The sequence below is a fragment of the Gramella sp. AN32 genome (assembly GCF_023718305.1).
In the GTDB taxonomy this organism is placed as follows: Bacteria; Bacteroidota; Bacteroidia; order Flavobacteriales; family Flavobacteriaceae; genus Christiangramia; species Christiangramia antarctica.
Genome location: NZ_QEYO01000019.1, coordinates 1 through 26,157, shown reverse-complemented (window position 1 = coordinate 26,157; position 26,157 = coordinate 1). Strand labels below are relative to the sequence as shown.

At 38.0% G+C, this 26,157-nt stretch carries 27 protein-coding genes and 3 tRNA genes; 11 read left to right on the top strand and 19 right to left on the bottom strand.

The features are described 5' to 3' along the window. Genes DHD80_RS16625 through DHD80_RS16610 form a run of 4 tightly spaced genes read right to left on the bottom strand, consistent with a single transcriptional unit; the run spans position 1 to position 3,743 of the window. Positions 1-450: a sterol desaturase family protein gene (locus tag DHD80_RS16625; RefSeq protein WP_251742587.1), complete on the bottom strand. Its 450-nt coding sequence runs from the start codon at positions 448-450 to the stop codon at positions 1-3. Between the two features lie 12 nt (positions 451-462). Then, a complete protein-coding gene (locus tag DHD80_RS16620) occupies positions 463-1,302 on the bottom strand; it encodes a phytoene/squalene synthase family protein (RefSeq protein WP_251742586.1) in 840 nt (279 codons plus the stop codon). 38 nt (positions 1,303-1,340) lie between these two features. Next, positions 1,341-2,834, bottom strand: a complete 1,494-nt coding sequence (gene crtI / locus DHD80_RS16615; RefSeq protein WP_251742585.1) for a phytoene desaturase family protein — start codon at positions 2,832-2,834, stop codon at positions 1,341-1,343. 6 nt (positions 2,835-2,840) lie between these two features. Next, positions 2,841-3,743 (bottom strand): MerR family transcriptional regulator, encoded by a 903-nt coding sequence (locus DHD80_RS16610; protein WP_251742584.1) that lies wholly within the window; start codon positions 3,741-3,743, stop codon positions 2,841-2,843. A gap of 166 nt (positions 3,744-3,909) precedes the next feature. Between DHD80_RS16610 and DHD80_RS16605 the strand changes: the two genes are divergently transcribed. After that, positions 3,910-5,352, top strand: coding sequence for a M28 family peptidase (locus DHD80_RS16605; RefSeq protein WP_251742583.1), 1,443 nt, complete (start codon positions 3,910-3,912; stop codon positions 5,350-5,352). A gap of 98 nt (positions 5,353-5,450) precedes the next feature. Further along, complete coding sequence (locus DHD80_RS16600) at positions 5,451-6,482, top strand: endonuclease/exonuclease/phosphatase family protein (protein ID WP_251742582.1); 1,032 nt, start codon at positions 5,451-5,453, stop codon at positions 6,480-6,482. A 158-nt stretch (positions 6,483-6,640) separates the two neighbouring features. Here the strand turns inward: DHD80_RS16600 and DHD80_RS16595 are convergent, their stop codons facing one another. From DHD80_RS16595 to DHD80_RS16575, 5 genes are all read right to left on the bottom strand, one after another. After that, entirely contained in the window at positions 6,641-6,877 is a 237-nt protein-coding gene (locus DHD80_RS16595; protein WP_251742581.1) for a GIY-YIG nuclease family protein, read from the bottom strand. Positions 6,878-6,940: 63 nt separating this feature from the next. Beyond that, the gene (locus DHD80_RS16590) at positions 6,941-7,177 is read right to left on the bottom strand and encodes a GIY-YIG nuclease family protein (protein ID WP_251742580.1); all 237 of its coding nucleotides are present in this window, start codon (positions 7,175-7,177) and stop codon (positions 6,941-6,943) included. A gap of 15 nt (positions 7,178-7,192) precedes the next feature. After that, positions 7,193-7,276: transfer RNA gene (locus DHD80_RS16585), tRNA-Leu, on the bottom strand. Between the two features lie 171 nt (positions 7,277-7,447). Then, positions 7,448-7,520: transfer RNA gene (locus DHD80_RS16580), tRNA-Lys, on the bottom strand. A gap of 120 nt (positions 7,521-7,640) precedes the next feature. Next, positions 7,641-7,713 (bottom strand) — tRNA-Lys (locus tag DHD80_RS16575). 176 nt (positions 7,714-7,889) lie between these two features. Between DHD80_RS16575 and DHD80_RS16570 the strand changes: the two genes are divergently transcribed. Next, positions 7,890-8,411 (top strand): shikimate kinase, encoded by a 522-nt coding sequence (locus DHD80_RS16570; RefSeq protein ID WP_251742579.1) that lies wholly within the window; start codon positions 7,890-7,892, stop codon positions 8,409-8,411. On the opposite strand, the gene DHD80_RS16565 is transcribed toward DHD80_RS16570, so the two are convergent. Genes DHD80_RS16565 through DHD80_RS16555 form a run of 3 tightly spaced genes read right to left on the bottom strand, consistent with a single transcriptional unit; the run spans position 8,403 to position 9,861 of the window. Continuing rightward, a complete protein-coding gene (locus DHD80_RS16565) occupies positions 8,403-8,900 on the bottom strand; it encodes a phosphoribosyltransferase family protein (RefSeq protein WP_251742578.1) in 498 nt (165 codons plus the stop codon). The genes DHD80_RS16570 and DHD80_RS16565 overlap by 9 nt on opposite strands. Before the next feature lie 3 nt (positions 8,901-8,903). Further along, on the bottom strand, positions 8,904-9,482 hold the full coding sequence (locus tag DHD80_RS16560) for a TPMT family class I SAM-dependent methyltransferase (protein WP_251742577.1): 579 nt from the start codon (positions 9,480-9,482) through the stop codon (positions 8,904-8,906). Continuing rightward, positions 9,472-9,861: a S4 domain-containing protein gene (locus DHD80_RS16555; RefSeq protein WP_251742576.1), complete on the bottom strand. Its 390-nt coding sequence runs from the start codon at positions 9,859-9,861 to the stop codon at positions 9,472-9,474. The genes DHD80_RS16560 and DHD80_RS16555 overlap by 11 nt, the downstream gene beginning before the upstream one ends. Positions 9,862-9,941: 80 nt before the next feature. On the opposite strand from DHD80_RS16555, the gene DHD80_RS16550 reads away from it, so the two are divergent. Continuing rightward, entirely contained in the window at positions 9,942-10,895 is a 954-nt protein-coding gene (locus DHD80_RS16550; RefSeq protein ID WP_251742575.1) for an FKBP-type peptidyl-prolyl cis-trans isomerase, read from the top strand. Positions 10,896-10,949: 54 nt separating this feature from the next. Here DHD80_RS16550 and DHD80_RS16545 read toward each other — a convergent pair whose 3' ends face one another. From DHD80_RS16545 to DHD80_RS16535, 3 genes are all read right to left on the bottom strand, one after another. Next, a complete protein-coding gene (locus tag DHD80_RS16545; protein ID WP_251742574.1) occupies positions 10,950-11,549 on the bottom strand; it encodes a PorT family protein in 600 nt (199 codons plus the stop codon). Positions 11,550-11,670: 121 nt separating this feature from the next. Further along, positions 11,671-12,624 (bottom strand): transketolase C-terminal domain-containing protein, encoded by a 954-nt coding sequence (locus DHD80_RS16540; protein WP_251742573.1) that lies wholly within the window; start codon positions 12,622-12,624, stop codon positions 11,671-11,673. A 15-nt stretch (positions 12,625-12,639) separates the two neighbouring features. Continuing rightward, complete coding sequence (locus DHD80_RS16535) at positions 12,640-13,506, bottom strand: transketolase (protein ID WP_347709978.1); 867 nt, start codon at positions 13,504-13,506, stop codon at positions 12,640-12,642. Between the two features lie 143 nt (positions 13,507-13,649). Here DHD80_RS16535 and tgt point away from each other — a divergent pair, with 143 nt between their 5' ends. From tgt to DHD80_RS16500, 7 genes are all read left to right on the top strand, one after another. Continuing rightward, a complete protein-coding gene (gene tgt, locus DHD80_RS16530; RefSeq protein WP_251742571.1) occupies positions 13,650-14,780 on the top strand; it encodes a tRNA guanosine(34) transglycosylase Tgt in 1,131 nt (376 codons plus the stop codon). A gap of 9 nt (positions 14,781-14,789) precedes the next feature. Further along, positions 14,790-15,866 (top strand): LptF/LptG family permease, encoded by a 1,077-nt coding sequence (locus DHD80_RS16525; protein WP_251742570.1) that lies wholly within the window; start codon positions 14,790-14,792, stop codon positions 15,864-15,866. Between the two features lie 92 nt (positions 15,867-15,958). Next, positions 15,959-16,912, top strand: a complete 954-nt coding sequence (locus tag DHD80_RS16520) for an acetyl-CoA carboxylase carboxyltransferase subunit alpha (RefSeq protein WP_251742569.1) — start codon at positions 15,959-15,961, stop codon at positions 16,910-16,912. Positions 16,913-17,080: 168 nt separating this feature from the next. Then, positions 17,081-18,637: a replicative DNA helicase gene (dnaB, locus tag DHD80_RS16515; RefSeq protein ID WP_251742568.1), complete on the top strand. Its 1,557-nt coding sequence runs from the start codon at positions 17,081-17,083 to the stop codon at positions 18,635-18,637. Positions 18,638-18,698: 61 nt separating this feature from the next. Beyond that, positions 18,699-19,952 carry an asparagine synthetase B gene (locus tag DHD80_RS16510; RefSeq protein ID WP_251742567.1) on the top strand — a complete coding sequence of 418 codons (1,254 nt, stop codon included), beginning with the start codon at positions 18,699-18,701 and terminating at the stop codon, positions 19,950-19,952. Positions 19,953-19,955: 3 nt separating this feature from the next. Next, positions 19,956-20,387, top strand: coding sequence for a secondary thiamine-phosphate synthase enzyme YjbQ (locus tag DHD80_RS16505; RefSeq protein WP_251742566.1), 432 nt, complete (start codon positions 19,956-19,958; stop codon positions 20,385-20,387). Beyond that, positions 20,387-22,558 carry a cation:proton antiporter gene (locus DHD80_RS16500; RefSeq protein WP_251742565.1) on the top strand — a complete coding sequence of 724 codons (2,172 nt, stop codon included), beginning with the start codon at positions 20,387-20,389 and terminating at the stop codon, positions 22,556-22,558. The genes DHD80_RS16505 and DHD80_RS16500 overlap by 1 nt, the downstream gene beginning before the upstream one ends. A gap of 57 nt (positions 22,559-22,615) precedes the next feature. Here the strand turns inward: DHD80_RS16500 and rplT are convergent, their stop codons facing one another. The 4 genes from rplT to thrS all read right to left on the bottom strand — a co-directional run bounded on the left by rplT (position 22,616) and on the right by thrS (position 25,867). Next, positions 22,616-22,960, bottom strand: a complete 345-nt coding sequence (gene rplT / locus DHD80_RS16495) for a 50S ribosomal protein L20 (RefSeq protein ID WP_251742564.1) — start codon at positions 22,958-22,960, stop codon at positions 22,616-22,618. Between the two features lie 101 nt (positions 22,961-23,061). After that, positions 23,062-23,259 carry a 50S ribosomal protein L35 gene (gene rpmI / locus DHD80_RS16490; protein WP_251742563.1) on the bottom strand — a complete coding sequence of 66 codons (198 nt, stop codon included), beginning with the start codon at positions 23,257-23,259 and terminating at the stop codon, positions 23,062-23,064. 82 nt (positions 23,260-23,341) lie between these two features. After that, positions 23,342-23,893, bottom strand: a complete 552-nt coding sequence (gene infC / locus DHD80_RS16485) for a translation initiation factor IF-3 (protein WP_347709979.1) — start codon at positions 23,891-23,893, stop codon at positions 23,342-23,344. Between the two features lie 21 nt (positions 23,894-23,914). After that, a complete protein-coding gene (gene thrS, locus DHD80_RS16480) occupies positions 23,915-25,867 on the bottom strand; it encodes a threonine--tRNA ligase (RefSeq protein ID WP_251742562.1) in 1,953 nt (650 codons plus the stop codon). Positions 25,868-26,157 lie beyond the last annotated feature (290 nt).

The window sequence follows — 26,157 nt, the reverse complement described above, 5'->3', positions numbered from 1 at the left end:
CTATTTTCTGAAATACTTATAAGGTACCCACAGCATTCCGAAACATTCTCCATGCTCTTTTCCTAAATGCTTGTGGTGCATTTTATGGGCTCTTCTAATACCTTTGGCGTAGCGATTCTCTGCGTTCCTAAAAATCTTAAAACGCTGATGGATAAAAATGTCGTGAACGGTGAAATAGGTAATTCCGTACGCGAGAATTCCTAACCCAATGGGCAAACCTATCCAAACATCTTCATAACGCCATAAAAGAAAACATGCTATACTTACCAGGGCATAAAAAACGAAAAAAAGATCGTTTCTTTCCCACCAGCTACTATGGTCTTTTTTGTGATGATCTTTATGGAGTTTCCATAAAAATCCGTGCATAATATATTTATGGGTAAACCAAGCCATTCCTTCCATAAAAAGGAAAGTTCCCAGAAATACCACGATCCATAAGACAATATTCATTTTTCTGAGTTTTTAAATAAGGTTCAATCTATAAGAAACATAGGACTTTGCAAGTAAACCTGCCTTTTGATAATTTGGAACCCGAATCCTTTTATTCTTAATTTCAATAGATGGAACTGCTTTTAATTTTTGTAGTAATTTTTTATAGTAAATATACGCAGTATAAACACCAAATTTAGCTTCTACAGGTAAGTTTGCAATACCATGAAGCCCTTTTTTAAAATCTTCTTCTATTTCATCTATTATTTTAGCCTTATTGATCTCATCAAGTTTCGCCAGATTTACATTTGGGAAATAACTTCTGCTAAGATCTTCATAATCGGCTTTTAGATCACGTAAAAAATTTACTTTTTGAAAAGCGGAACCAAGGCTCATCGCCGATTCCTTCAATTCCTCATATCGTTTTTGATCGCCTTTCACAAAAACTTTTAAACACATAAGGCCAACAACATCAGCGCTTCCATAAATATATTTTCTAAACTCTTCCGTCGTTAAATAGTCAGATTTATGAATATCCAGGCGCATGCTATCCATAAAAGCCTGGTATTGTTCTTTCTCGATCCTATATTTATGAACAGTTTCCTGATAAGCGTTAAGAATTGGATTTAAGCTTATCTTTTTCTTTAGCGCTTTGTAAAGATCTATTTCAAAATCATTGAAAAGGCTTTCTTTATCGTAATCATGAAAAGAATCCACAATCTCATCAGCAAAACGTACGAAGCCGTAAATATTATAAATATCCTGCCTAATGGAAGGCGCCAGCATTTTCGTCGCTAATGAAAACGACGTGCTGTAGGAGTTGGTTACAATTTTACTGCAATCATGGGAAACTGCATCAAAAATACTTTTCATTTTTCTTTAATTATCCATCACTTATGAGATTCATCTTACTATGTAGAAGTGATTGTTTTTATTTTAATTATGTTGTCCTTTTCAATCAATCCCGCTACCAGTTTTCCTGAAATTAAGGAAGGTGGTACTCCCGGGCCGGGTACGGTTAACTGACCGGTAAAAAACAGATTTTCCACTTTCCTGCTTTTTAGTTTTGGTCTCAGGAAAGCGGTTTGAAAGAGTGTATTTGCCAGGCCATAGGCATTGCCCTTATAGGAGTTATATTCCTTTTTAAAGTCTTTTACACAAAAGGACTCTTTAAATATAATATTATTTTTTACTTGGTTGCCGGTAAGTTTTTCGAATCTATGTATGATCATTTCAAAATATTTTTCCCGTAATTCATTCGTATCCTCAAGATCTGGTGCTAGCGGAATTAAAAATATTCCGGCCTCGAAACCTTCAGGAGCACAGGTTTTATCAGTAATTGAAGGAAAACTTGCGTAAAACAAAGGATCTTCCGGCCATTTTGGATCATCGTAAATTTCTTTCGCATGCTTTTGAAAACTACTGTCAAAAAATAACGTATGATGTGCTACATTCTTTATTCGTTTATTAAAACCTACGTAAAAAAGCAGGGAAGAGGGTGCGAAAATTTTCTTTTTCCAGAAACTTTCTGAATACTGGCGTTCTTTTTCCTCTAAAAGCTGTTCGGAATGGTGATAGTCTGCACCGCTTAAGACAAGATCTGCAAATTCTTCCTTTCCGTTAAATCGAATTCCTTTGGCTTTACCATTTTCAGTGATAATTTTTTCAACTTCACAATTTAAATGAAATTGGACCCCAAGTGATTCGGCTAATGATTGCATTCCCCGAATCACTTCATACATTCCACCTTTTGGGTGCCAGGTCCCTAAGCCAAAATCTGCATAATTCATAAAACTATAAAATGCCGGGGTATCACTGGGTTTCGCGCCCAGAAATAAAACCGGAAATTCCAGAATACTTCGAAGTTTCTCATTTTTAAATTCTTTGCGAACGTCTGCACTAATATTTGTGAAAAATCTACCTATTCTAATAGCAGTATCTGGGGTTATTAATTCTAATGGTGAAACCCCGGGTCTATATACCAGATCTAAAATGGCGATCTTATAATTATCCTGTGCTTTTTTGATAAACTTCTGAAGTTTTTGAGAACTTCCTTTTTCCACCTTTTCAAAGTTCTTATAGATATCATCAAGCTTTCCCGGAATTTCCACAACTTCCCCATTTTGGAAATAAACCCAATAAGCCGGATCTAATTTTTCAAGTTGATAATAATCTGAAGTTTTTTTGTCGAAGTCGGCGAAAAATCGCTCAAAAACATCGGGCATCCAATACCAGGTAGGACCAATATCAAAAGTGAAACCTTGTTTTTTTAGTTGCCTCGCTCGTCCCCCAACCGTGCTGTTTTTTTCATAAACCCCTACCTCATAACCGGCTTTTGCCAAATAGCAAGAAGCTGCCAAAGCAGAAAATCCAGAGCCTATTATTAGAATTTTTTGTTTAGACATGCAATTTTAAAGTGAGTTTAAGAATAACTTTGGAGAATCGAAGACCTTGATATTTCTTGGTTGTTTCTGAACATCCAGATCCTTAGTTTTTTGACCAAACAAGTAGAGTTTATAGGGTTCCACCGCACATACTTCCTTTTGAAAATCTTCTATGAAATCTTCAACTTTATTACCATTTGGCGAAATCGTTAAATAACTCATGAAAACAATATTATTGTGGGTTTTAGTCAAATAATGAATATTATTTAAAGGTAAACTGGGACCAAGATAAATGGCCTTTTTTCCCGAAGCAAGAATTTCATAGTTTAAGTAGAGTATTCCTATATCATGAATTTCATTGTTAGGCAGGAAAAGGACGTACAAAGGATCTGCTACAAATTTTTCAGTATTAGATTTGACCTTTTCGATATTCAGATAGACTTTCTCTTTGATCAATTCAACTATATAATGCTCATGTATAGGTTTGATGGTATCGGTTTGCCAAAGTATTCCCACCTCGTTTAATAATGGGATGAAAATATCGTGGAAGATCTCCCGAAAGGTTTTGGCTTTTTCCAGCTTATTGTAGGTAGTATGAAATAACTTCTCGTCAAAATTCATCATGGCCAGTTTAAAGTCATTCTTGGCCCGGCTTTCAACGCTGGAAGAAGCAGAAATTCTTCCCACCATATTCTGAATTTCCATATTCTCCATTTTAGAGATCCTGGAAATTTTATAACCGTGTGAATTTAAAAAAGCTATGTTTAACAGTTTCTGGAGGTTTTCCCCGTCATAGGTACGAATGTTCGTATCGGTCCTTTCCGGTTCAAGGACATTATACCGTTTTTCCCAAATGCGAATAGTGTGTGCTTTTATCCCGCTTAGATTTTCAAGATCTTTAATGCTGAAATTTTGTTTAATGTGTTCCATGTAATCTCATAAGGGTTAAACAAAACTAAATAAAAATAAAGTACTATTTCTTTAGGTTGTGTTAAATTGTTTAATATTTTTTCATAAATGATAAACAAAATAAGAAATAGTCTTTTCCATATTAATTATATCAAATTATTGTAATTTTTCGTTTCAAATAATACTTATGAAAAACCTACACCTTCTCGTTGCATTTTTATTTGCGTTCCATTCGTTAAGCCTACACGCACAACAAGCTCCAGCCTTAGATCACATTAAAAAAGAGGAATTAAAAGAAGACCTTTTTTACCTTGCCAGTGACGAAATGCGAGGTAGGAGGGCAGGCACTTTGGATGAATTAAAGGCAGCAGTCTGGATGGCAAAGCGTGCGAATGAGGCAGGTCTGGAACCCGCAGGGGATGATGGAACTTATTTTCAGTTTTTTGATCTACATAGAAAAGTAGTGGATCCTAAAAGTGAACTTAGCTTATCTGGGAAAAAATTGGAATTATGGAAGGATGTATGGCAGGTTACTCCTTTACCCACCAGAATCGACGATGAAATAGTATGGCTTAACAGTTATAAGGATACCATTGAAAATATTAGCAACAAGATAGTAGCGATGAAATTGATGCCACCTTCAAAGATCCCGGAAGAAGGAATGAGCCTTTGGGTCTATCGTTATGCCTTATCTGCTTTAAGAGAGCAAAGTACCATTCTTAAGGAGAAAGGTGCCAAAGCTGTTCTTCTGGTGGCCGATTCTACTGCTTCATCCCAGATTGGATTTTTTGGACATGGGCTCGAAGAAGGAAAGTATAGTTTGATTTCGGAAATAGAAAATGATAGTATTGGTGTATTTCTCCTGGCTGAAAAATTTGAAAAAATTTTACAGGAGGAAAATGTAAATTTTAAAGCTGATGTTCAGGTAAATGAATTCACCTATCCTTCAGCAAATGTAATAGCCAAGGCGCCGGGCACCGCTGCTCAATTAAAAAATGAATATGTATTGTTTAGCGCACATCACGATCACGATGGGATAGGTGAATCTGTTGATAATGATTCTATTTGGAACGGCGCCGATGATAATGCTTCAGTAAGTGTTGCCATTCTTGCTATTGGTAGGGCATGGGTGAAAAAACCGGGAAAGAGAAGCGCCTTGTTCGTATGGCATGGAGCCGAGGAAAGAGGGCTTATGGGTTCACGCCATTTTGCTGAAAATGCTACTGTAGAAAAAAATAATATTATTGCAGTGTTGAATGGCGATATGATAGGAAGGAATGAAAACGGTAAAGCGGCCTTGCTGGGTTCTATCGCCCCACATCGTAACTCTGTAGACCTTGTGGAAATGGCCATGAAGGCGAATGAGGAAATTACCCATTTCGAGGTGGATACATCGTGGGACGAGGAAAGTCATCCGGAATTCTGGTATTTTAGAAGCGATCATTTACCTTATGCCAGGACCAACATTCCATCTATTTTCTTTACCACCCTGCTACATCCCGATTACCACACTCCAGATGATGAAGCTGAAGACATTGATCTGGATAAACTTACCAAAATGACGAAATGGATGTATGCAACCGGCTGGAAAATTTCTGAAAATATTGAAAAGCCTCGTTTAGAAAAATAGGGTAAAAATTCCTATCCTTAAATTCTCCAAATTAAACATAACAACTAAAAATTAGTATTAGACAGTATGATCCCACCCCAATTAATTTTCAGCCACTCATGGTAAATAAGAACACCTCTTTATCATCTGTAGGTCATTATATTTTATATGCTTTAAGCAGTATTTTAATTGTGATGAGCTTGCTATCACTCCTTTATGATATTCCCAAATGGTATCTGAAAATTCTGGATTTTCCCAGGTTACAATATTTAATCGTGGGTATCCTTTTTATAGTATTGCTTCTCATCTTCCGGAGGAAATGGAATAAGCCTTTTATTTTTTTGTTAGTTGGGTTACTTTCAGTTATCGCCATCCAAACCAGATTTTTATTTCCTTATATATTTGGGAGCGTAGTGGTGCCACAAGCCAATTACGCGGAAAAAGACTCTGTTGATAAGGTGAGCATAATGATCGCGAACATTCTGATTAAAAATCGTACTTCTAAGGAGCTAAGAGAGATCATAAACAAAAGCAATCCTGATATGATCCTTGCCATGGAAGTTGATGCCTGGTGGATCGAACAGCTTGGCTTTCTAGAAAAAAAATATCCACACTCAATAAAATATCCCACCAACAATGCCTATGGAATGGCGCTTTACTCGAAATTGAAATTAGAAAATTCTGAAATTCTTTTTCTCAACCATTCTGAAGTGCCTGCCTTTAAAGCGAAGGTGCTTTTAGAATCAGGCAAAAACTTTAACTTTTATGGGGTGCATCCCGTGGCGCCATTTCCCAGCGACAAATATCCTGAGAATATTGGGGATGCAAACGGAGATGGGACTCAGGAGGAAGTGGCGCTATTGAAAGTTGGCGATATGGTTGCAAAAGACGAGAAGCCTACCATTGTTGCAGGAGATTTTAATGATGTTGCCTGGTCACAAACTTCCAGGTTATTTGGTGAAAATGGTAATTTAAAAGATGTTAGGATTGGTCGCGGACTTCATAATACTTTTAATGCGAAATCCTGGATCATGCGTTGGCCCTTAGATCATTATTATGTTTCTGATAAGATTTCTGTAGTAAAATTTAAAAGAATGGAAGATTTCAATTCAGATCATTTTCCCATGTTTGCCGAATTTGTCATTAAGTAAATAACTTTCGACTTCATATAATCCTCACTGATCTTAATAATTGTTGTGTTTGAGTAAAAAAAAGAATTTTAAAACCAATGAAATGTGCCTTTAGCAAACAATTGCATTAGTACCCGGAATGGGACTTGAACCTGCCAGCGGCAGGCAGGCCCACACGCTTATTTCATTTTCCTTAAAATATCCTTAGCTATTCCAGATTTCCAGTATTTCTCCCTATTCCTGGCGATTATGCGATTATCGCATTTTTCTGTAAAAATAAGTTTAAACGGGGCATATGGTTTTGTAGTCTTTTCCAATCCTTTATTGTGCCGCTCGATTCGAGCCTTCAAATTACTGGTAAGACCTACATAGATATAATTTCTATTTACACTGGAGATCGCATAAACTATAAACATGTTAGATAAGAATAGTACCCGGAATGGGACTTGAACCTGCCTGCGGCAGGCAGGCCCACACGCTTATTTCATTTTCCTTAAAATATCCTTGCCTATTCCAGATTTCCAGTATTTCTCCCTATTCCTGGCGATTATGCGATTATCGCATTTTTCTGTAAAAATGAGTTTAAACGGGGCATATGGTTTTGTAGTCTTTTCCAATCCTTTATTGTGCCGCTCGATTCGAGCCTTCAAATTACTGGTAAGACCTACATAGATATAATTTCTATTTACACTGGAGATCGCATAAACTATAAACATGTTAGATAAGAATAGTACCCGGAATGGGACTTGAACCCACACGCCCTAATGGACACATGGCCCTCAACCATGCCTGTCTACCAATTCCAGCACCCGGGTGAATGGTTGTTGTGATCTTTCACAAGCTGGTCCAGAGGAATCGAGAGTATTTCCCGACAGTGATCTAAAAAGAAAAGATCAAAAAAGTGATCTGGCTGGGGCCTTCCTTCGACTTCACCTTCGTTCCGCTCAGGATAAACTTCTCGCCCATTAAAATTTAGATCAAAAAAGTGATCTGGCTGGGGCTCGAACCCAGGACCCTCTCCTTAAAAGGGAGATGCTCTACCAACTGAGCTACCAGATCTTAAACAATACGTATATGAACAAAAGAGTGATCTGGCTGGGGCTTCCTTCGACTTCACATTCGTTTCGCTCAGCCCCGAAACTTCGGGGTTCTCGCCCCTTAAAATTCAGATCAATAAAGTGATCTGGCTGGGGCTCGAACCCAGGACCCTCTCCTTAAAAGGGAGATGCTCTACCAACTGAGCTACCAGATCAAAAAAAGCATCCGACTTTTGCGAATGCGGGTGCAAATATACATGCATTAATTTATTTTTCAAGGCTAAAGTGCTATATTTTTGCCATAGTTTTGTCTATGAAAAAATTGAAGTATTCTTAATATTAGAATTCAAATTTTAAAAATTAATTTAAACTCCTCATTCATAATTACTTTATGAAATTATTTTTAACAGGATATATGGGATCTGGCAAATCTCTCATTGGAAAAAAACTTTCCGAAAAGCTTAAAATACCCTTTCAGGATTTAGATTTTTTGATCGAGAAGGAGGCAAAAAAAACTATTTCCCAGATTTTTGCTGAAAGTGGGGAGATCTATTTTAGAAAACTGGAAAGAGAAATACTAAAGGGAGTTTTAAATTCAGAAGCCGATCAAATTATTGCACTTGGTGGCGGTACTCCCTGTTACTACGATAATATGGAATTGATCAATGCCTTTACTAATAGCTCCAGTTTTTATTTAAAATTGAGTGTGGAAAATCTTACTCGAAGACTTTTGAAGGAAAAGGACCACCGGCCCATGATCAGCCATTTAAATTCCCAGAAGGAACTAGATGAATTCGTTCGTAAACATTTATTTGAACGTTCCTTTTATTACAATCAAAGCAAAAATGTGATTGATTGTAACCATAAATCACCTGAAGAAATTGTGGATTTGATCCTTCAGAAATTAGGATAACTCTACACGATCTTTTCCCTTTTCAAAAATTACATTTACGGTTTCGCTTAATGAAGTTGAAAGCGACAAGCCTTTAAAATCGGCCTTTACAGGATATTTTTTATGGTTGCGATCTACCAGGACAGCAGTTTTAAATTGTTTTAGGGGAACTTCCAGGAAATGTCTAACCCCATAAATTAGGGTTGTGCCGCTATTTAAAACGTCATCTACCAGTATTAAGGATTTATTGGTATACTCATCTGCCTTTAGTGAAGTACTAATATTATTGAGAGGATTCTTTTTATTGATTTCCACTTTACAAAGTTGCGTTTTTAGCGGAGAGATTTTTTTAATTTCCTCTTCTAATTTCCTGGCAAGTTCGTAGCCGTTTTCAACGATCCCGGCAATGATAATTTCAGATTCTGATAGATTGCTTTCATAAATCTGGTAAGCGATTCGTTTAATTTTATGCTGAATTTGTTCTGAATCAAGAATGGGCGTTTTATCCATAGCTTATTTTTTACCAAAGATGAAGAATAATTCCCTACCCGCTCTTGGGGCGATTGAATTATAGCATTCTTCAAATTTTAAAATTTCATAATAGGGGCTAAAATACATCAAATATTCCTCTTTATTTCCCCCAAATGGCGGCCCATGCTTACCAAATTCGGTGTTAAATAAGACTCCGGCAAGTTTGCCCTGTTGCTTTAATAATTCTGAAGATTTTCGGGCATAGTCAGGGCGTAAGGCTGGATCGATTGCACAGAAAAAAGTTTGTTCCAGGATGAGGTCAAAATCATCATCTAAATCAAAAAAATCTCCAGGGATCAATTGGTCATCTGGAAATTCAGGAAGTCTGCTTTTTAAATTCTGTAAAGGTTTTTCAGCGATATCAATTAGAAAAACATTTTCAAATCCATTGCGGAATAAATATTCAGTTTCGTAGGAGTTCCCGCCGCCGGGAATGAGGATCTTAATTTCCTTATTCTTCAATTGATAGATATACTCTTGAATGGGCGGGCTTACCTGCCCAATATCCCAGCCGGTATCACCAGATTTGTATCGTTTTTCCCAGAAACTTTTATTTTTCATTCTCTGGATCCTTAGGAGTATCAAACCAGTCATCGATATCGCGGCGGTCTTTTTTGGTAGGTCGCCCCACACCTTTTTTTCGGTAATAATCTTTTGAATACTTCAGCAAATCAAGTTTTTCAAAAGCCTCCTTCGGCGTCTTATCGATGATATAGATATTCACCAGTTTCGCCCCTACACGACTTGGCGGGATATCCAGAATTCCAATTTGATAATTTATTTGATTCTTTCTAACCGTTAATTCCTCCTTGGGAAAAACTTCTTTTGAAGGCTTCACTATATCATTGCCAATCCTCACTTTTCCCTGCTTGCAGGCAGTTGTGGCGAGACTTCTGGTTTTAAAATAGCGCACACACCATAAAAATTTGTCGACTCTCATAATTTCAGTCGTAAATCCACGTTCATAATTCAGCAAAAATACAAGATTATTGTATCTTGCGCCTCCAAAATAAATTTCTAATGAGATTAAACAAAATATTGAGCATTTTCCTTTTGGCGATGCTTGTTTTTTCATGTAATAAGGATGATGATGCCGGAGTAGAAATTATTCCTCCTCGAGATAGAGGGGAACAGGCCATCGAAGATGATCAGGCTTTGATCGCTTACCTTTCCACACATTTTTATAATTATGAAGAATTTGCCAGTCCTGCAGAGGATTTTGATTACCTGGTAAGATTTGATACGATTGCTGGGGACAATTCAGATAAAACGCCCATTATCGATTCAGAAGATCTTATAACGAAAACCGTTAATTATGAGGGGGTAGATCAGCAATTATATGTTTTAAAAGTTAGTGAAGGTGACGGGCCTTCACCAAAATATACAGATTCGGTTTTTGTAGGTTATGAAGGAGTTACGTTGAAAGATGTAACTTTTGATAGTAATACCCAAACGCCTATCTGGTTCAATCTTTCAGGTTACCAGGCTTATAATCAGAATGGAACCGTAGGCCTGACAGGAACGGTTATTAAAGGTTTTTCCGAAGGTTTGGAAGAATTCAACGCCGGAACAGGCTTTGAAGTTCTCCCTGATAATACCATAAAATGGAATAATGATTTTGGTGTTGGCGCTATATTCATGCCTTCAGGATTGGGGTATTTTTCAGCAACCAGAACCAATATTCCGGCATATTCACCTATTATTTTTTCCGTTAGTTTATATAGGGTCAATGAGGCCGATCATGATCGCGACGGCATCCCTTCGTATTTGGAAGATATTAATGGCGACGGAGATGTTTTCGATGATGATACCGACGGAGATGGTTTAAGCAATCACTCAGATAGTGATGATGATGGTGATGGAACTTTAACCCGTGATGAAATTGAAATAAATGCAGATGGAACGATCAATTTTATTGATTCCAATTCCGATGGTATTCCGGACTATCTGGACCCCGATGTTTTTAAAGGATAAGGAAGAAAAAAAGCCGCGAAATTCGCGGCTTTTTTATGCTTAAATTCTACTATCTTAGAAATCATAGGCAACACTAAATATCCATTGTGAGGGTCTCGAATCTACAGAGAACCTTTCCTGAGCAATTTCATTCAAGCCAAAGGCAGTGTTTTCTGTAAAGGCGCCTTCATATCGAACGTCAAATCCCAGTTTGCCTAGATTTAAACCCGCACCTAACTGGTAACCTACACTAATATCATTTTCAACTTCGCCAATACTTAAATTAGACTTCTCCAGTTCATTTTTTAGAATATATTGAAAAGAAGGCCCGGCCTTAATATTTAAAGGTCCCAAAACATTAATCCCTAATAAGATTGGCGCATCTAATTTCTGAAGTGAATATTCAAAATCTGAATATTCAGTATTTAATTTAGTATAAACCAATTCCGGCTGAAGAAAAATTCCCAAAACCTGGAACTGAGCGAAAAGACCGGCATGGTAACCTGCTTTTTCTTTTCCGCTGAAAGAACTTAAAAAATCGCCTGAAGCATCGCTAAATGTTTCATAATCACCGGTAGCTCCATAATTGAGCCCGCCTTTAAGACCGAATTTTGTTTCCTGAGCCGTCATCCCGATGGCTGTGAAAAACATCGTAATAATTAGAATTTTTTTCATAATGTTCGTTTAAGTTGAGAAAACTATAACGCAGCTAACGTGCCAAATATTCTGAGGAAAATTGAAAAACCCTCTCAAATATTGGTATTGAGAGGGTTGGGAAAGTATTATTTTTTAAAAACTATTTTCTTTTGACCACTTTTTTAGCAGCTTTTATAATGGCATCAGCATTTAAACCGTATTTCTCCATAAGCTGCTCCGGAGTGCCGCTTTCTCCAAAAGTATCCTGAGTGGCAACAAACTCCTGTGGCGCAGGATGGCTCAGTGATAAAGTCCGCGCAACACTTTCACCTAAACCGCCTAAATAATTATGTTCTTCACAGGTTACCACACAACCGGTCTTTTTTACTGAATCTATAATCGCCTTTTCGTCCAGGGGTTTGATGGTATGGATGTTTATTACTTCAGCGCTAATTCCTTCATCATTCAACTGAACTGCTGCCTGGATCGCCTCCCAAACCAAATGGCCGGTTGCGATAATGGTCACATCTGTTCCCTCGTATAATTGTACCGCCTTACCAATTTCGAATTTTTGATCTTCCGCAGTGAAATTAGCCACTTTAGGCCTCCCGAATCGTAAGTAAACGGGGCCTTCATGCTCAGCGATAGCAATGGTCGCTGCTTTGGTTTGGTTGTAATCACACGTATTGATCACGGTCATTCCCGGCAACATCTTCATCAAACCGATATCTTCAAGAATTTGATGGGTGGCGCCATCTTCTCCTAAAGTCACCCCGGAATGGGAAGCACATATTTTCACATTTTTATTTGAATACGCAACACTTTGACGAATTTGGTCATAAACCCTTCCTGTTGCGAAATTTGCGAAAGTTCCCGCAAATGGAATTTTACCTCCAATCGTTAACCCGGCAGACATACCAATCATATTGGCTTCAGCAATACCCACCTGGAAAAATCGTTCAGGATTCTCATCTATAAAATCCTGCATTTTTAGGGAGCCAATTAAATCTGCACATAAAGCGACCACATTAGGATTGCTTCGTCCCAATTCAGTTAATCCGTCGCCAAAACCTGAACGTGTATCTTTTTTACCTGTATCTGTATATTTTTTCATAATATAATTTCGGTTTTAGTAATCACCCAGAGTTTCGGGATTTTGTGAAAGTGCGGTTTCCAATTGTTCATCATTTGGAGCTTTACCATGCCATGCGTGCGTATGCATCATAAAATCTACCCCGTGGCCCATAATGGTATGCAAAAGTATCACTACAGGTTTTCCTTTGCCGGTAAGTGTTTTGGCATGTTTCAATCCGTCTATAACCTTTTGCAGATCATTTCCTTCTTCAACTTCCATCACTTCCCATCCAAAAGCTTCAAATTTGGCCCTTAAATTTCCCAGCGGGAGAACAGTTTCCGTACTCCCGTCAATCTGCTGCCCATTAAGATCTATGGTGGAGATGATATTATCTACATTATTTCCTGCAGCATACATGATCGCTTCCCAATTCTGGCCTTCCTGTAATTCGCCATCACCATGAAGTGTGTAAACAAGTTTGGAATCGCCATTCAGTTTTTTTGCCTGGGCGGCACCTAAGGCGACACTCATTCCCTGGCCTAATGATCCTGAAGCCACACGAATTCCGGGAAGCCCTTCATGGGTAGTTGGATGTCCCTGTAAACGTGAATTAATAAGTCGAAATGTGCTTAATTCCTCTACGGGGAAATAACCAGTTCTGGCCAGTACACTGTAGAAAACCGGAGAAATATGTCCATTAGAAAGGAAGAAAATATCTTCATTTTCACCATCCATATTAAATTCAGGATTATGATCCATGATCTCTTTATACAGTGCTGTAAAAAATTCTGTACAGCCTAGAGATCCCCCGGGATGCCCGGAATTAACCTTATGGACCTGCCTTAAAATATCCCGGCGAACCTGGGTGGCGAAATCTTTTAATTCTTCAATGTTTGCCATTTTGATTTTATTGTTTTGCACAAAAATACTTTTTTCAAAAGGTTTCTCAAAAGCAGAGCCTTGCAGTTATTAACTTTTTCGTGGTTTTAACTAACAATATCAACTAAGATCTAATTCATCATTTGAAATATACTTCTGTATCTTTGCGCCGATTTAAAAGAGATATGAAATTTGAACTTTTAGCTACCGATCCCGGTAGCAGTGCCAGAGCAGGAAGTATTACTACAGATCACGGAACCATAGAAACACCTATTTTTATGCCTGTGGGGACCGTAGCTTCGGTAAAAGGTGTTCACCAAAGAGAACTAAAGGAAGATATAAATCCTGATATTATTTTAGGAAATACCTATCATCTGTATTTAAGGCCCCAAACCGAAATTTTAAAAAAAGCCGGCGGCCTTCATAAATTTATGAATTGGGACCGTAATATTCTTACAGATAGTGGTGGTTATCAGGTGTATTCACTTTCAGACCGTAGAAAGATAAAAGAAGAGGGTGTAAAGTTCAAATCCCATATAGATGGCTCGTATCATACTTTTACTCCTGAAAATGTTATGGAAATTCAGCGGGACATCGGGGCAGATATCATCATGGCATTCGACGAATGCACGCCTTATCCCTGTGACTATAAATACGCTAAACGTTCCATGCACATGACGCACCGTTGGCTGGACCGGTGCATTAGTCATTTTGAAAAAACCCCTGCTTTGTATGGTTATGAGCAAACCTTATTTCCAATAGTTCAGGGGAGCACTTACAAAGATCTGCGGAAACAATCTGCAGAATATATTGCGAACGCCGGAGCTGAAGGGAATGCGATTGGTGGACTTTCTGTTGGGGAACCTGCGGAAGAAATGTATGCCATGACTGAAGTGGTTACGGCAATACTTCCCAAGGAGAAGCCACGTTATCTAATGGGCGTGGGAACTCCCATCAATATTTTGGAAAATATCGCCCTGGGAATTGATATGTTCGATTGTGTGATGCCGACAAGAAACGGTAGAAATGGGATGTTGTTTACTTCTCATGGCACCATCAATATTAAAAACAAGAAATGGGAGGATGATTTTTCCCCGATTGATGAAGCTGGTCTCACCTTTGTGGATTCTGAATATTCCAAGGCCTATGTTCGACATTTGTTCACGGTGAACGAAATGCTTGGCAGGCAAATTGCAACCATCCATAACCTTGGATTTTATCTCTGGTTGGTAAGGGAAGCCAGAAAACATATCTTAGCCGGGGATTTTGCCGACTGGAAAAGCAAGATGGTCAAACAAATGGATAAGCGATTATAATTTCGGAAATTGAAAATATTAGACTGGTACATACTTAAACGATACCTGGGCACTTTTTTCATGATGCTCCTCCTGTTTATTCCTATTGGAATTACCGTGAATTTGGCCGAGAAGATCGATAAGATATTAGAAAATCAGGTTCCATTTATAGAGGTTGCGAATTATTACCTCGATTTTACCATTTATTTCGCCAATCTCTTATTTCCTATTTTCCTTTTTCTATCAGTTATTTGGTTTACTTCCAAACTGGCCATGAATACCGAGATCATCGCTATTTTAAGTAGTGGCGTATCATTTTACAGGTTTTTAAGGCCTTATTTGATAGGCGCGAGTATTGTTTGTGTCCTGGCCTTGATTTTAGCCATGTATTTGGCGCCAAGCGCGAGTCGTGGTTTTAATGAGTTTAAATATCAGTATTTAAAGAAAGGTCAGGAGGTACAGGAAACCAATGATGTTTACAGGCAGATCAATGATAACGAATACATTTATGCCAGTCATTTTCAGCCCAAATCCAAAACCGCCAGGAATTTTACCCTAGAGCATTTCGAGGGAAATCAATTGAAGTTTAAGATTAGTGCATCCACGTTGAAGTTTAATGAGCAGGATTCTACATATACTTTGACCAGGGTGGATAAGAGGATAGTAGGCGCGGATAATGACGACATCCCATCTGTTCAAAAACTAGATACTATTTTACCTTTCGAATTTGATGAATTGACCCCGGAATCTTATATCGCGGAAACCTTGAACTTTACAGATCTCAATGAATTTATAGAGAAAGAGAAGAGAAGGGGAAGTGGTAATATTAATAGATATTTAGTGGTTGCATATAAACGTTTCAGTATACCAATTTCAGCATTTATCCTTACCATTATTGCCGTAGCCGTTGCATCGTTCAAGAGAAGGGGTGGAATGGGGCTAAATCTTGCGGTAGGGATTACCCTGGCGTTCATATTTATCTTCTTCGATAAAGTCTTTGGAACCATGGCCGAGCAATCTACATTCTCACCCTTAATCGCGGTTTGGTTTCCCAATATAGTTTTTGGAGTCTTGGCTGTTGTGCTGCTTATCAGGGCGAAAAGATAAAATTTTCTGCTTTCCTAAAAATTAAAATCCTCAACCGAACTCATCCTATTTAAGTTCTTATATTTGTAAGCTATTAAATATGTAAAACCTGTATGGAGTATTTAGATTTTGAACAACCCATAAAAGAACTTGAAGATCAATTTACCAAAGCCTGCAATATTGGAGAGGAAAGTGACGTAGATGTTACCGCAACCTGTAAGCAAATCGAAAAGAAGCTTATTGCAAAAAAGAAAGAGATTTACCAAAATTTAACTCCGTGGCAACGGGTTCAAATTTCAAGGCATCCCAACAGGCCATATACGTTAGATTACATAAATGCTTTATGTGGCGATACTTTTCTTGAGCTTCACGGGGACAGGAATGTAAAGGATGATAAGGCGATGATTGGAGGTTTGGGAAAGATCGATGACCAGAGTTTTATGTTTGTTGGTCAGCAAAAAGGTTATAATACCAAAACCCGTCAATTCCGAAATTTTGGAATGGCAAATCCAGAAGGTTACCGTAAGGCTTTGCGCCTAATGAAATCTGCTGAAAAATTTAATATTCCTGTAGTATGTCTTGTAGACACTCCCGGGGCTTATCCAGGCCTTGAAGCTGAAGAACGAGGGCAGGGTGAGGCGATTGCTAGAAACATTATGGAAATGACCCGCTTAAAAGTGCCGATTATCGTGGTCATTATTGGAGAAGGCGCAAGCGGTGGAGCTTTAGGTATAGGTGTGGGGGATAAAGTAATGATGTTGGAAAATACCTGGTATTCTGTAATATCCCCGGAAAGCTGCTCTTCTATTCTTTGGAGAAGCTGGGAGTATAAAGAAATTGCTGCGGAAGCATTAAAGCTTACCGCACCAGATATGAAGAAACAAAAATTGATTGATGAAATCATTAAAGAACCCGTTGGAGGCGCGCATAGTAACCGGAATGAGACTTTTGATACAGTAAAAAAGGCAATTACACAAGCCTTCGAAGAACTTAAAAACTTATCAGCATCAGAACGTGTAGAAAAAAGGATGAATAAATATTTAGACATGGGAGTGTTTAAAAGTTAATTCCAATAGCTATACAAGTTGAGCGAAATTCCGGGAAAATAATCTCGGTTTTTTTTTGTTTATTAACAGAGAAATGAACTTGTTAACAATGCGATTGTTCATTACCTGTGGATGAACTAGCACTCGTTTTCTTAAGAATGTCTTAACAATTTTTTTACTTTCGTAACTATGGAAAAAATGACAGCCCCTCAGAACGTGACCTACAGAAAATCCAATGTCGTTAGCCTGGAAAAAGGAAAAATTCCACCACAAGCAGTTGATTTAGAAGAAGTTGTTCTTGGGGCAATGATGATTGATAAAAAAGGTGTGGATGAAATTATTGATATTTTGCAGCCTGAAGCGTTTTATAAAAACTCCCATAACCTTATCTATGACGCTATTAAAAAACTGTTCGATAGCTCTGAGGCGATTGACTTATTAACTGTTTCTAACCAATTAAAGAAAGACGGGAATTTTGATAAAGTAGGGGGGGACTATACGCTCATCCAGTTAACCCAAAAAGTTTCCAGTTCTGCCCATATTGAATTCCATGCGCGAATTATTCTTCAGAAGTATATCCAGCGAAGTCTTATAAGAATTTCAAATGAAATCATCGAGGAAGCTTACGATGAAGGTGTGGATGTTTTCGATCTTCTGGATAACGCGGAAGCAAAGCTATATGAAGTAACTCAGGGAAATATTAAACGATCTACGGAAACTGCGCAGAGTTTAGTGATTCAGGCGAAGAAAAAAATTCAGGAGATTTCGAATAAAGAAGGGCTTAGCGGAGTCCCTTCAGGATTTGAGAAAGTTGATGCCCTTACTTCCGGTTGGCAACCTTCAGATTTAATTATTGTGGCAGCGCGTCCAGGTATGGGTAAAACCGCCTTAACCCTTTCCATGGCGAGAAATATTGCCGTAGATCAGGGAATCCCGGTGGCTTTTTTCTCTTTAGAGATGTCTTCAGTGCAGTTGATCACTCGTTTAATTTCTTCTGAAACCGGATTGTCTTCAGAAAAGCTTAGAACGGGAAAATTAGAACAACACGAATGGGAACAATTGAATGTGAAAGTAAAAGATCTTGAAAAAGCGCCACTTTTTATTGATGATACGCCTTCCCTTTCTATTTTTGACCTTCGGGCAAAGGCAAGACGACTCGCATCTCAACATGGTATTCGTTTGATCGTTATTGATTATTTACAATTAATGACCGCCGGGGGAAGTCAGAAAGGAGGGAATCGTGAACAGGAAATTTCCACAATTTCTCGTAACCTTAAAGCCCTGGCCAAGGAACTTGGAGTGCCCGTAATTGCACTTTCCCAGCTTTCTCGTGCTGTTGAAACCCGGGGTGGAAGTAAAAGGCCATTACTTTCCGACCTTAGGGAATCTGGAGCGATCGAGCAGGATGCCGATATTGTTTCTTTTATCTACCGTCCTGAATATTATAAAATTGAAGAATGGGATGATGAAGAAAGGACACCCACCCAAGGCCAAGCCGAACTGATAGTTGCGAAACACAGAAATGGTGGTTTAGAGAATATCAGGTTAAAATTTATTGGAGAACTCGGTAAATTTGATAATTTACAGGACTTTAGTTTTCCATCAGAAATTCCATCAAGCATGAACAGTCGCAGCGATGATAATGATTTTGGTAATTTTAATTTACCAAATCCATCGGCAGATCAGGCTTTTGGAAGTTCTTTGAACAACGATCTCGACGATGATGATAACGATGTCCCATTTTAATCCAATATTTTTAAGAGAAATTTATTTCAAGATATTTACGTGCAGCATATCCAAATCCAAAATGGTTGTGCTGTTTTTTTTGGTTTTTATCTTACCACTTAAATCTATTGCCTCCAATATTCTAATTCCAATGGATGCTGAAGGCCAGAGCAACCACCTTAAGGCATACGGAATTGTTTATTATGCATTGGAAAACCAGTTGGAAGTGAAATGGCTTTTGAATTACAGGGGTGGCGCATTTTTAATTTCAGATGTGGAAGCTTTAAAAAAGGAATGTCAGATTCGCGGAGTCGATTTTGAAGTGATCAGCGATCAAATGTCATTCTCGATATTGGAAGATATTAGCAGTCCCTCGCAAAATATGGAAGCTGTAGCCTTAGAAAAAGCCCCGAAAATTGCCGTTTATAGTCCTCGCGGAAATAAACCCTGGGATGATGCCGTAACCATGGCGCTCACCTATGCTGAAATTCCTTATACTACTATTTACGATGAGGAAGTGTTGAATGATGCTTTATTACTTTATGACTGGTTGCATTTGCATCACGAAGATTTTACCGGGCAGTATGGTAAATTTTACGCGGCTTTTAGAACCTATCCCTGGTATATTCAGGATAAAAAAGATGCTGAAGCATTGGCTTCGAAATTGGGATATAGCAAAGTTTCTGAAGAGAAGCTGGATGTCGCCATCAAGATTCGAAATTATGTAATTGGGGGAGGTTTTATGTTTGCCATGTGCAGCGCTACCGATAGTTTTGATATTGCCCTTGCCGCTGAAGGTGTTGATATTGCTGAGCCTATGTTCGATGGCGATCCAAGTGAACCCGGCTATCAGGCAAAAATTGACTACAACGCCACCTTTGCTTTTACCAATTTTGAACTGGAAAGAAATCCCATGGTGTATGAATTTTCAAATATAGATATGACCTCGAAAAGGAATATCGATAAGGAAAGTGATTATTTTACTTTGATGGATTATTCCGCGAAATGGGATGTGGTGCCAACCATGCTTACTCAAAATCATACAAGACTGGTCAAGGGATTTATGGGGCAAACCACAAGTTACGATCCGGAATTGATCAAACCCGGGACTTTAATTATGGGGGAAAGTAAACTAAATGCTGAAGCTCGTTATATTCACGGTATTAAGGGCAAGGGTTTTTTTACTTTTTATGGCGGTCATGATCCCGAAGATTATACGCACCGGGTTGGCGATCCTAAAACGGAACTTGAATTGCACCCGAATTCTCCCGGATATCGATTGATCCTGAATAATGTATTATTCCCAGCTGCCAGGAAAAAAGAGCAAAAAACCTAAGCTGTGAAAATTTTTCAAAAGGAAATTCAGCTTAAACCAAGAAATAGAGGCTTTCACTTGGTAACTGGAGAAATTACTTCTCAATTCCCCGATTTTAGCCAATTAAAGACAGGTTTCCTTCAGGTATTCATCAAACATACATCGGCTGGGCTGGCACTTAATGAAAATGCAGATCCTACGGTAAGGGATGATTTTGAAAGTCATTTTAATAAAATGGTACCTGAAAATCAATCTTACTATAAACACACCTTAGAAGGTTCAGATGATATGCCGGCACATATTAAATCGGTACTCTGTGGTTCATCGGTTTCCATCCCAATTACAAACGGGAAATTGAATTTAGGAACCTGGCAGGGAATTTATTTGTGTGAATTCAGAAATCGTGGAGGTTCGAGAAGTTTAGTCATTACAGCTTTTGGCGAAGTTTCAAACTAATGGGATTTAAAATTATCACGATGATGGGATACTTTCTGAATGTTGATTTTACGCTGCCGCTGGAAAATCCGGTTTTAAAGTTTCTTATCATTCTTTTAATTATCCTCTTTATTCCGATCCTGTTTAATCGTATAAAGGTGCCATCCATTTTGGGTCTTATCTTAGCCGGAGCTATCATTGGGCCGCATGCTTTAAATTTATTACAACGGGACAGTGGAATAATTCTATCGGGTACTGCAGGACTATTGTATATTATGTTCCTGGCGGGCCTGGAGGTTGATATGGGCGACTTTAAAAAGAATAGATTGAAGAGTATTGTCTTTGGTCTATACACTTTTACGATTCCAATGATTTTTGGAGTTTTGGTGGGATTGTACATTTTGAAGTTTTCCCTAATAACTTCCACATTACTGGCAAGTATGTTCGCGTCGCATACCTTGATCGCCTACCCCATAATTAGAAAATTAGGGATCACTAGAAATCTTGCAGTTACTATTACAGTTGGCGGCACGATCATAACAGATACGCTGGCCTTGCTGGTGTTGGCAGTTATTGTGGGAATGACCAGGGGAGAAATAGATTCCGGGTTTTGGCTAAGATTAGGGGTGCAGGTGCTGCTTTTTGGTTTCACCGTACTGTTTATTTTCCCGGTCATCGCACGATGGTTTTTTAAAAGGCTAGAGGATAACGTTGCTCAGTTTATCTTTGTTTTGGTCATGGTTTTTTTGGCCTCATTCCTGGCTGAAGTTGCGGGCATTGAAGGAATAATTGGAGCTTTCCTGGCAGGACTTTCCCTTAATGGATTAATTCCCAGAAGTTCCATTTTAATGAATAGGGTAGAATTTGTGGGGAATGCTATTTTTATTCCTTTTTTCCTGATAGGAATAGGAATGCTCATTGATTATCAATTGTTCTTTGAAGATTTTGATACCCTTAAAGTTGGGGGTATTATGATCGTTGTGGCCACCATTTCAAAATATATCGCAGCACTACTTACGCAAAAAACATTCAATTTCTCAAAATCTGAGGCACAGGTGATATTTGGTTTGAGCAACGCACAAGCTGCGGCAACCCTTGCTGCAGTATTGATTGGTTATAATATTATACTTGGGGAAACTTCAGATGGAGAACCCGTAAGATTGTTAAATGAGAATGTGCTTAACGGGACGATATTAATGATACTCGTAACCTGTACGATAGCTACTTTTTCAGCATCAAAAGGTGCAAAAGCAATTCTCATCGCTGGAAGCAATTCTATTTCTACAGAAAATTTCAAATTGGTAGAGCGCATATTAATTGCTTTCAAAAATATCAATAATGTTGAAGAATTAGTGAATCTGGCAATTTTGCTCAAATCCAACATCACAACAGATCTTTACGGGCTTAGTGTGCTTAATAGTAAAATGGCAGGTGAAGAGGAGGAAAAGTACTCCAGGCGGCTATTAAGTCATGCTTCTGAAGTGGCAATTTCCAGCGATAATCACCTGAATGAAATTCTAAGATATGATTCAAATTTCACCAATGGAATACTAGGTGCAATCAGGGAAAACCAAATTACCGATGTTTTTCTGGGCTTACATGTTAAGCAAAAATTATCTGATTCCTTTCTTGGGGATTTAACTGAAGGTGTACTCAGTAAAATAAGAGCTAACACCTTTGTGTATAAATCATTTCAGCCTTTAAGTACCATTAAAAGACATTTAGTTTTCCTACCGGAGACCGTGGAGAATGAAACCGGTTTTCCTTCTTTGATAAACAGAATCTGGCAACTCGGTCGTAATTCGGGAGCAAGTTTAATGTTTTATGCTAGTGATAAATGTTTGGACATTTTGAAACAGGTAAATTCTGAATTTCCCGTTAAAATAGAATTTCAATCAACGAAACAATTTGAAAAAATTGAAAATGTTATTTTAGAATTAAGAAAAGATGATAATCTTATTTTCGTCCAAAAGAGTAAAAAAAATGGAGCAGCTTTTCGAAAAACAGAAATGTTCTCAAAAACCTTTAATGCTTTAAAACAGAATAGTTTTATCCTTTCCTATTTATATAGTGATGACTCAGTCGGTTTTAATGGAAATAATCTTATGAATGCGTCACTTATTGAACCGGTTCAGAAGTTTGATGAGGTCTTACGGCAAATAATTGCACGTTTTAAAAGATCTGATCATTAAAAATAAAAAAACCGGATCTGTAAAGACCCGGTTTTGATAAGAGAGTGTAATTATTATTTATTTTACTTTTTCAACAATAGCTTGAAAAGCTTCCGGGTGATTCATCGCCAAATCTGCAAGAACTTTTCTGTTAAGTCCAATTCCTCCGGTTTTTAGTTTTCCCATAAATTGTGAGTAAGACATTCCATTCATTCTGGCTGCCGCATTAATACGTACGATCCATAGTGAGCGGAAGTTACGCTTTTTAGCTTTACGGTCTCTGTATGCATAAAGCATAGCTTTATCAACCGCATTTTTTGCAACTGTCCAAACGTTTTTACGACGTCCAAAATATCCTTTTGCTTGTTTTAAAACTTTTTTTCTACGTGCTCTTTTCGCAACGCTGTTTACTGATCTTGGCATAAATTTGTTTTTTTTTGTAGCAGGCGATCCAATTAATTTGAATTCTTTTATTGGCCCGACTCCATGGTTAAATAATTAGTTAAAACCTCAAGTGCTTCAAATTACTTTAAACGTAATTGAAGTTTGACATTCTTCACATCAGCTTCATGTACTAAAGTGCTGTGAGTTAAAGCTAACTTACGTTTTTTAGACTTCTTTGTTAAGATATGACTTTTGTAAGCGTGCTTTCTTTTAATCTTTCCAGTACCTGTTAGCTTAAATCGCTTTTTAGCACTGGACTTTGTTTTCATTTTAGGCATTACTATCCTTTTTTATAAATTAACTCTCTTATTCTCTTTGTATCTGTAATAATGGATCCTACTCCTTATTAGAGGAAAGGCCTTATTTAGATTTCTTGGTTGGGGATAAAAACATGGTCATACGTTTACCCTCCAATTTAGGCATTTGCTCAACTTTTCCACATTCTTCAAGATCCTGAGCAAGTCTTAAAAGCAAAATTTCACCTTTATCCTTGAATACAATAGATCTTCCTTTAAAGAATACAAAAGCTTTAAGTTTTGCACCATCCTTTAAAAATTTCTCAGCATTACGTTTTTTGAATTCGTAATCATGATCATCTGTATTGGGGCCAAACCGAATTTCCTTTACAACCACCTTACTGGCTTTGGCTTTCATGGCTTTTTCCCGTTTCTTTTGTTCGTAAAGAAACTTCTTATAATCCATTACCTTAACTACCGGCGGTTTTGCGTTGGGAGAAATCTCCACAAGATCAAGCTCCTGTTCTTTTGCCATGGCCAGAGCTTCTTTGATTGGATAAACATCCATTTCTACATTCTCACCAACAAGACGTACTTCGTCCGCTTTAATCTTTTCATTGATTCGGTGCTGGTCTTCCTGTTGTCTGCCGAATCTATTCGGTTTTTTTCTTCTTATTGCTATGACTAATAATTTTAATTAAACTTCTGTTTTAAAAGGCTTTAAGGTACTGTTGATTTCTGTATTTATCAAATTAGCAAATTCTTCAACCTGCATAGTTCCCAGATCACCTTCGCTGTGTCTACGAACAGAAACCGTACCATCTTGTGCCTCTTGCTCTCCAACGATCAACATAAAAGGGTATTTGTTCATTTCAGCCTCCCTTATTTTCTTGCCAATCGTTTCGTTGCGATGATCCACAAGGGCGCGAATTTCGTATTTTTCAAGCAAACTTAAAACTTTTTGTGAGTATTTTTCATATTTCTCACTGAGCGATAAGATGATAGCCTGTTCAGGCATTAGCCACAAAGGAAAGTTTCCTCCGGTATGTTCTAACAGGATCGCTACAAATCGCTCCATACTTCCAAAAGGAGCACGGTGAATCATGACAGGAGTGTGTGACTCATTGTCACTACCTTTATAACTAAGCTCAAATCGCTGGGGTAAATTATAATCTACCTGTATGGTTCCAAGTTGCCATTGTCTTCCTAAAGCATCCTTTACCATAAAGTCCAATTTGGGGCCGTAAAAAGCGGCTTCACCTGTTTCAACTTTATAATTCAGGCCCTTTTCTTCAGCTGCGGAAATAATTGCATTTTCAGCCTTCTCCCATACATCATCAGATCCTATATATTTATCCTTATTATCCGGATCTCTTAGGGAAACCTGTGTAATAAAATCTTCAAATCCTAAAGATTGGAATACATATAAAGTAAGATCGATTACGTTTTTAAATTCCTGATCCAATTGATCTGGTGTACAGAAAATATGCGCATCATCCTGTGTAAATCCACGAACCCTGGTCAATCCATGTAATTCCCCACTTTGCTCGTATCTATACACTGTTCCGAATTCAGCAAACCGCTTCGGAAGATCGCGATAACTCCATGAAGATGCATTGAACATTTCACAGTGATGCGGGCAGTTCATTGGTTTCAGCATAAATTCTTCTCCTTCATTGGGAGTTTTAATAGGCTGAAAGCTATCCTCGCCATATTTGGCAAAATGACCTGAAGTCACATAAAGTTCTTTCAAAGCGATATGTGGGCTCACCACCATTTCATAACCTGCCTGCTTTTGTGCTTTTTTTAGAAAGTTTTCAAGCCTCTCCCTTAACGCAGCTCCTTTCGGTAACCATAAAGGTAAACCCTGGCCAACCTTTTGAGAGAAAGTGAATAATTCCAGTTCCTTACCTAGTTTTCTATGGTCCCTGCGTTTTGCTTCTTCCAGTAATTCGAGATATTCTTTTAAATCTTTTTGCTTCGGAAATGAAATTCCATAAACCCTGGTAAGCTGCGGATTTTTTTCATCACCCCTCCAGTAAGCACCTGCAACACTGGTAAGCTTCACAGCTTTAATAATGCCGGTATTGGGGATATGCCCCCCGCGACATAAATCTGTAAAAGTTGAATGATCACAAAATGTAATTTCGCCATCCCTCAGGTTTTCGATCAATTCAACTTTAAAATCATTGTTTTCTTTTTTATAAAAATCCAAAGCATCTTGCTTGGAAACCTCTCGTAACTGAAAATTATGTTTTCCGCGGGATATTTCCAGTATCTTATCTTCAATTTGTTTGAAGTCATTTTCTGAAATTTTCTGTTCGCCGAAATCTATATCATAATAAAAACCACGTTCGATGGCAGGTCCTATCGTTAATTTCACTCCCGGGTACAATTCCTGAATGGCCTGCGCCATCACATGTGAAGAAGAGTGCCAGAACGCTTTTTTGCCTTCGTCATCATTCCAGGTAAAGAGAACAAGATTACCATCAACATTTAATGGGGTGGTGGTTTCTACTGTGGAATCATTGAATTTAGCTGAAATTACATTTCTCGCCAGCCCTTCACTAATACTTTTGGCTACCTCCATGGGAGTAGTTCCTTTTTCAAATTCTTTAATACTGCCATCGGGCAGGGTAATCTTGATCATAACTGGAATTTAATTGAAGTCGCAAAGATAAGAGGTTGATTTTGGTTGTACAATAAGATATACATTATATAATAGGTAAAGAGTACCATTTGTGTGATGGCTTGACGATATATTTTTAGAATATTTTCGGGTGATTGGTTTGTGAATCAATCACTTGAATTTATTCCTCAAAAAAACATTAAAAAAGGGGAGGAATAATTTGGTTGGAGGGGAAGGGGGGTGTTATATTTGCCCCCGCTAAGCGAGTAAGGCGATGTTCATTGGGTTGTTGTGGAAAGGTTTTGGAAAAG

Coding starts and splice junctions, on each gene's coding strand:
- DHD80_RS16600 (WP_251742582.1), top strand. CDS start 5,451: ATGGTAAATAAGAACACCTCTTTATCATCTGTAGGTCATTATATTTTA.
- DHD80_RS16625 (WP_251742587.1), bottom strand. CDS start 450: ATGAATATTGTCTTATGGATCGTGGTATTTCTGGGAACTTTCCTTTTT.
- DHD80_RS16565 (WP_251742578.1), bottom strand. CDS start 8,900: ATGGATAAAACGCCCATTCTTGATTCAGAACAAATTCAGCATAAAATT.
- crtI (WP_251742585.1), bottom strand. CDS start 2,834: ATGTCTAAACAAAAAATTCTAATAATAGGCTCTGGATTTTCTGCTTTG.
- DHD80_RS16550 (WP_251742575.1), top strand. CDS start 9,942: ATGAGATTAAACAAAATATTGAGCATTTTCCTTTTGGCGATGCTTGTT.
- DHD80_RS16590 (WP_251742580.1), bottom strand. CDS start 7,177: ATGTTTATAGTTTATGCGATCTCCAGTGTAAATAGAAATTATATCTAT.
- DHD80_RS16605 (WP_251742583.1), top strand. CDS start 3,910: ATGAAAAACCTACACCTTCTCGTTGCATTTTTATTTGCGTTCCATTCG.
- dnaB (WP_251742568.1), top strand. CDS start 17,081: ATGGAAAAAATGACAGCCCCTCAGAACGTGACCTACAGAAAATCCAAT.
- DHD80_RS16555 (WP_251742576.1), bottom strand. CDS start 9,861: ATGAGAGTCGACAAATTTTTATGGTGTGTGCGCTATTTTAAAACCAGA.
- DHD80_RS16560 (WP_251742577.1), bottom strand. CDS start 9,482: ATGAAAAATAAAAGTTTCTGGGAAAAACGATACAAATCTGGTGATACC.
- DHD80_RS16620 (WP_251742586.1), bottom strand. CDS start 1,302: ATGAAAAGTATTTTTGATGCAGTTTCCCATGATTGCAGTAAAATTGTA.
- DHD80_RS16520 (WP_251742569.1), top strand. CDS start 15,959: ATGGAGTATTTAGATTTTGAACAACCCATAAAAGAACTTGAAGATCAA.
- DHD80_RS16595 (WP_251742581.1), bottom strand. CDS start 6,877: ATGTTTATAGTTTATGCGATCTCCAGTGTAAATAGAAATTATATCTAT.
- DHD80_RS16500 (WP_251742565.1), top strand. CDS start 20,387: ATGGGATTTAAAATTATCACGATGATGGGATACTTTCTGAATGTTGAT.
- tgt (WP_251742571.1), top strand. CDS start 13,650: ATGAAATTTGAACTTTTAGCTACCGATCCCGGTAGCAGTGCCAGAGCA.
- DHD80_RS16610 (WP_251742584.1), bottom strand. CDS start 3,743: ATGGAACACATTAAACAAAATTTCAGCATTAAAGATCTTGAAAATCTA.
- thrS (WP_251742562.1), bottom strand. CDS start 25,867: ATGATCAAGATTACCCTGCCCGATGGCAGTATTAAAGAATTTGAAAAA.
- rpmI (WP_251742563.1), bottom strand. CDS start 23,259: ATGCCTAAAATGAAAACAAAGTCCAGTGCTAAAAAGCGATTTAAGCTA.
- DHD80_RS16545 (WP_251742574.1), bottom strand. CDS start 11,549: ATGAAAAAAATTCTAATTATTACGATGTTTTTCACAGCCATCGGGATG.
- rplT (WP_251742564.1), bottom strand. CDS start 22,960: ATGCCAAGATCAGTAAACAGCGTTGCGAAAAGAGCACGTAGAAAAAAA.
- DHD80_RS16510 (WP_251742567.1), top strand. CDS start 18,699: ATGGTTGTGCTGTTTTTTTTGGTTTTTATCTTACCACTTAAATCTATT.
- DHD80_RS16570 (WP_251742579.1), top strand. CDS start 7,890: ATGAAATTATTTTTAACAGGATATATGGGATCTGGCAAATCTCTCATT.
- DHD80_RS16540 (WP_251742573.1), bottom strand. CDS start 12,624: ATGAAAAAATATACAGATACAGGTAAAAAAGATACACGTTCAGGTTTT.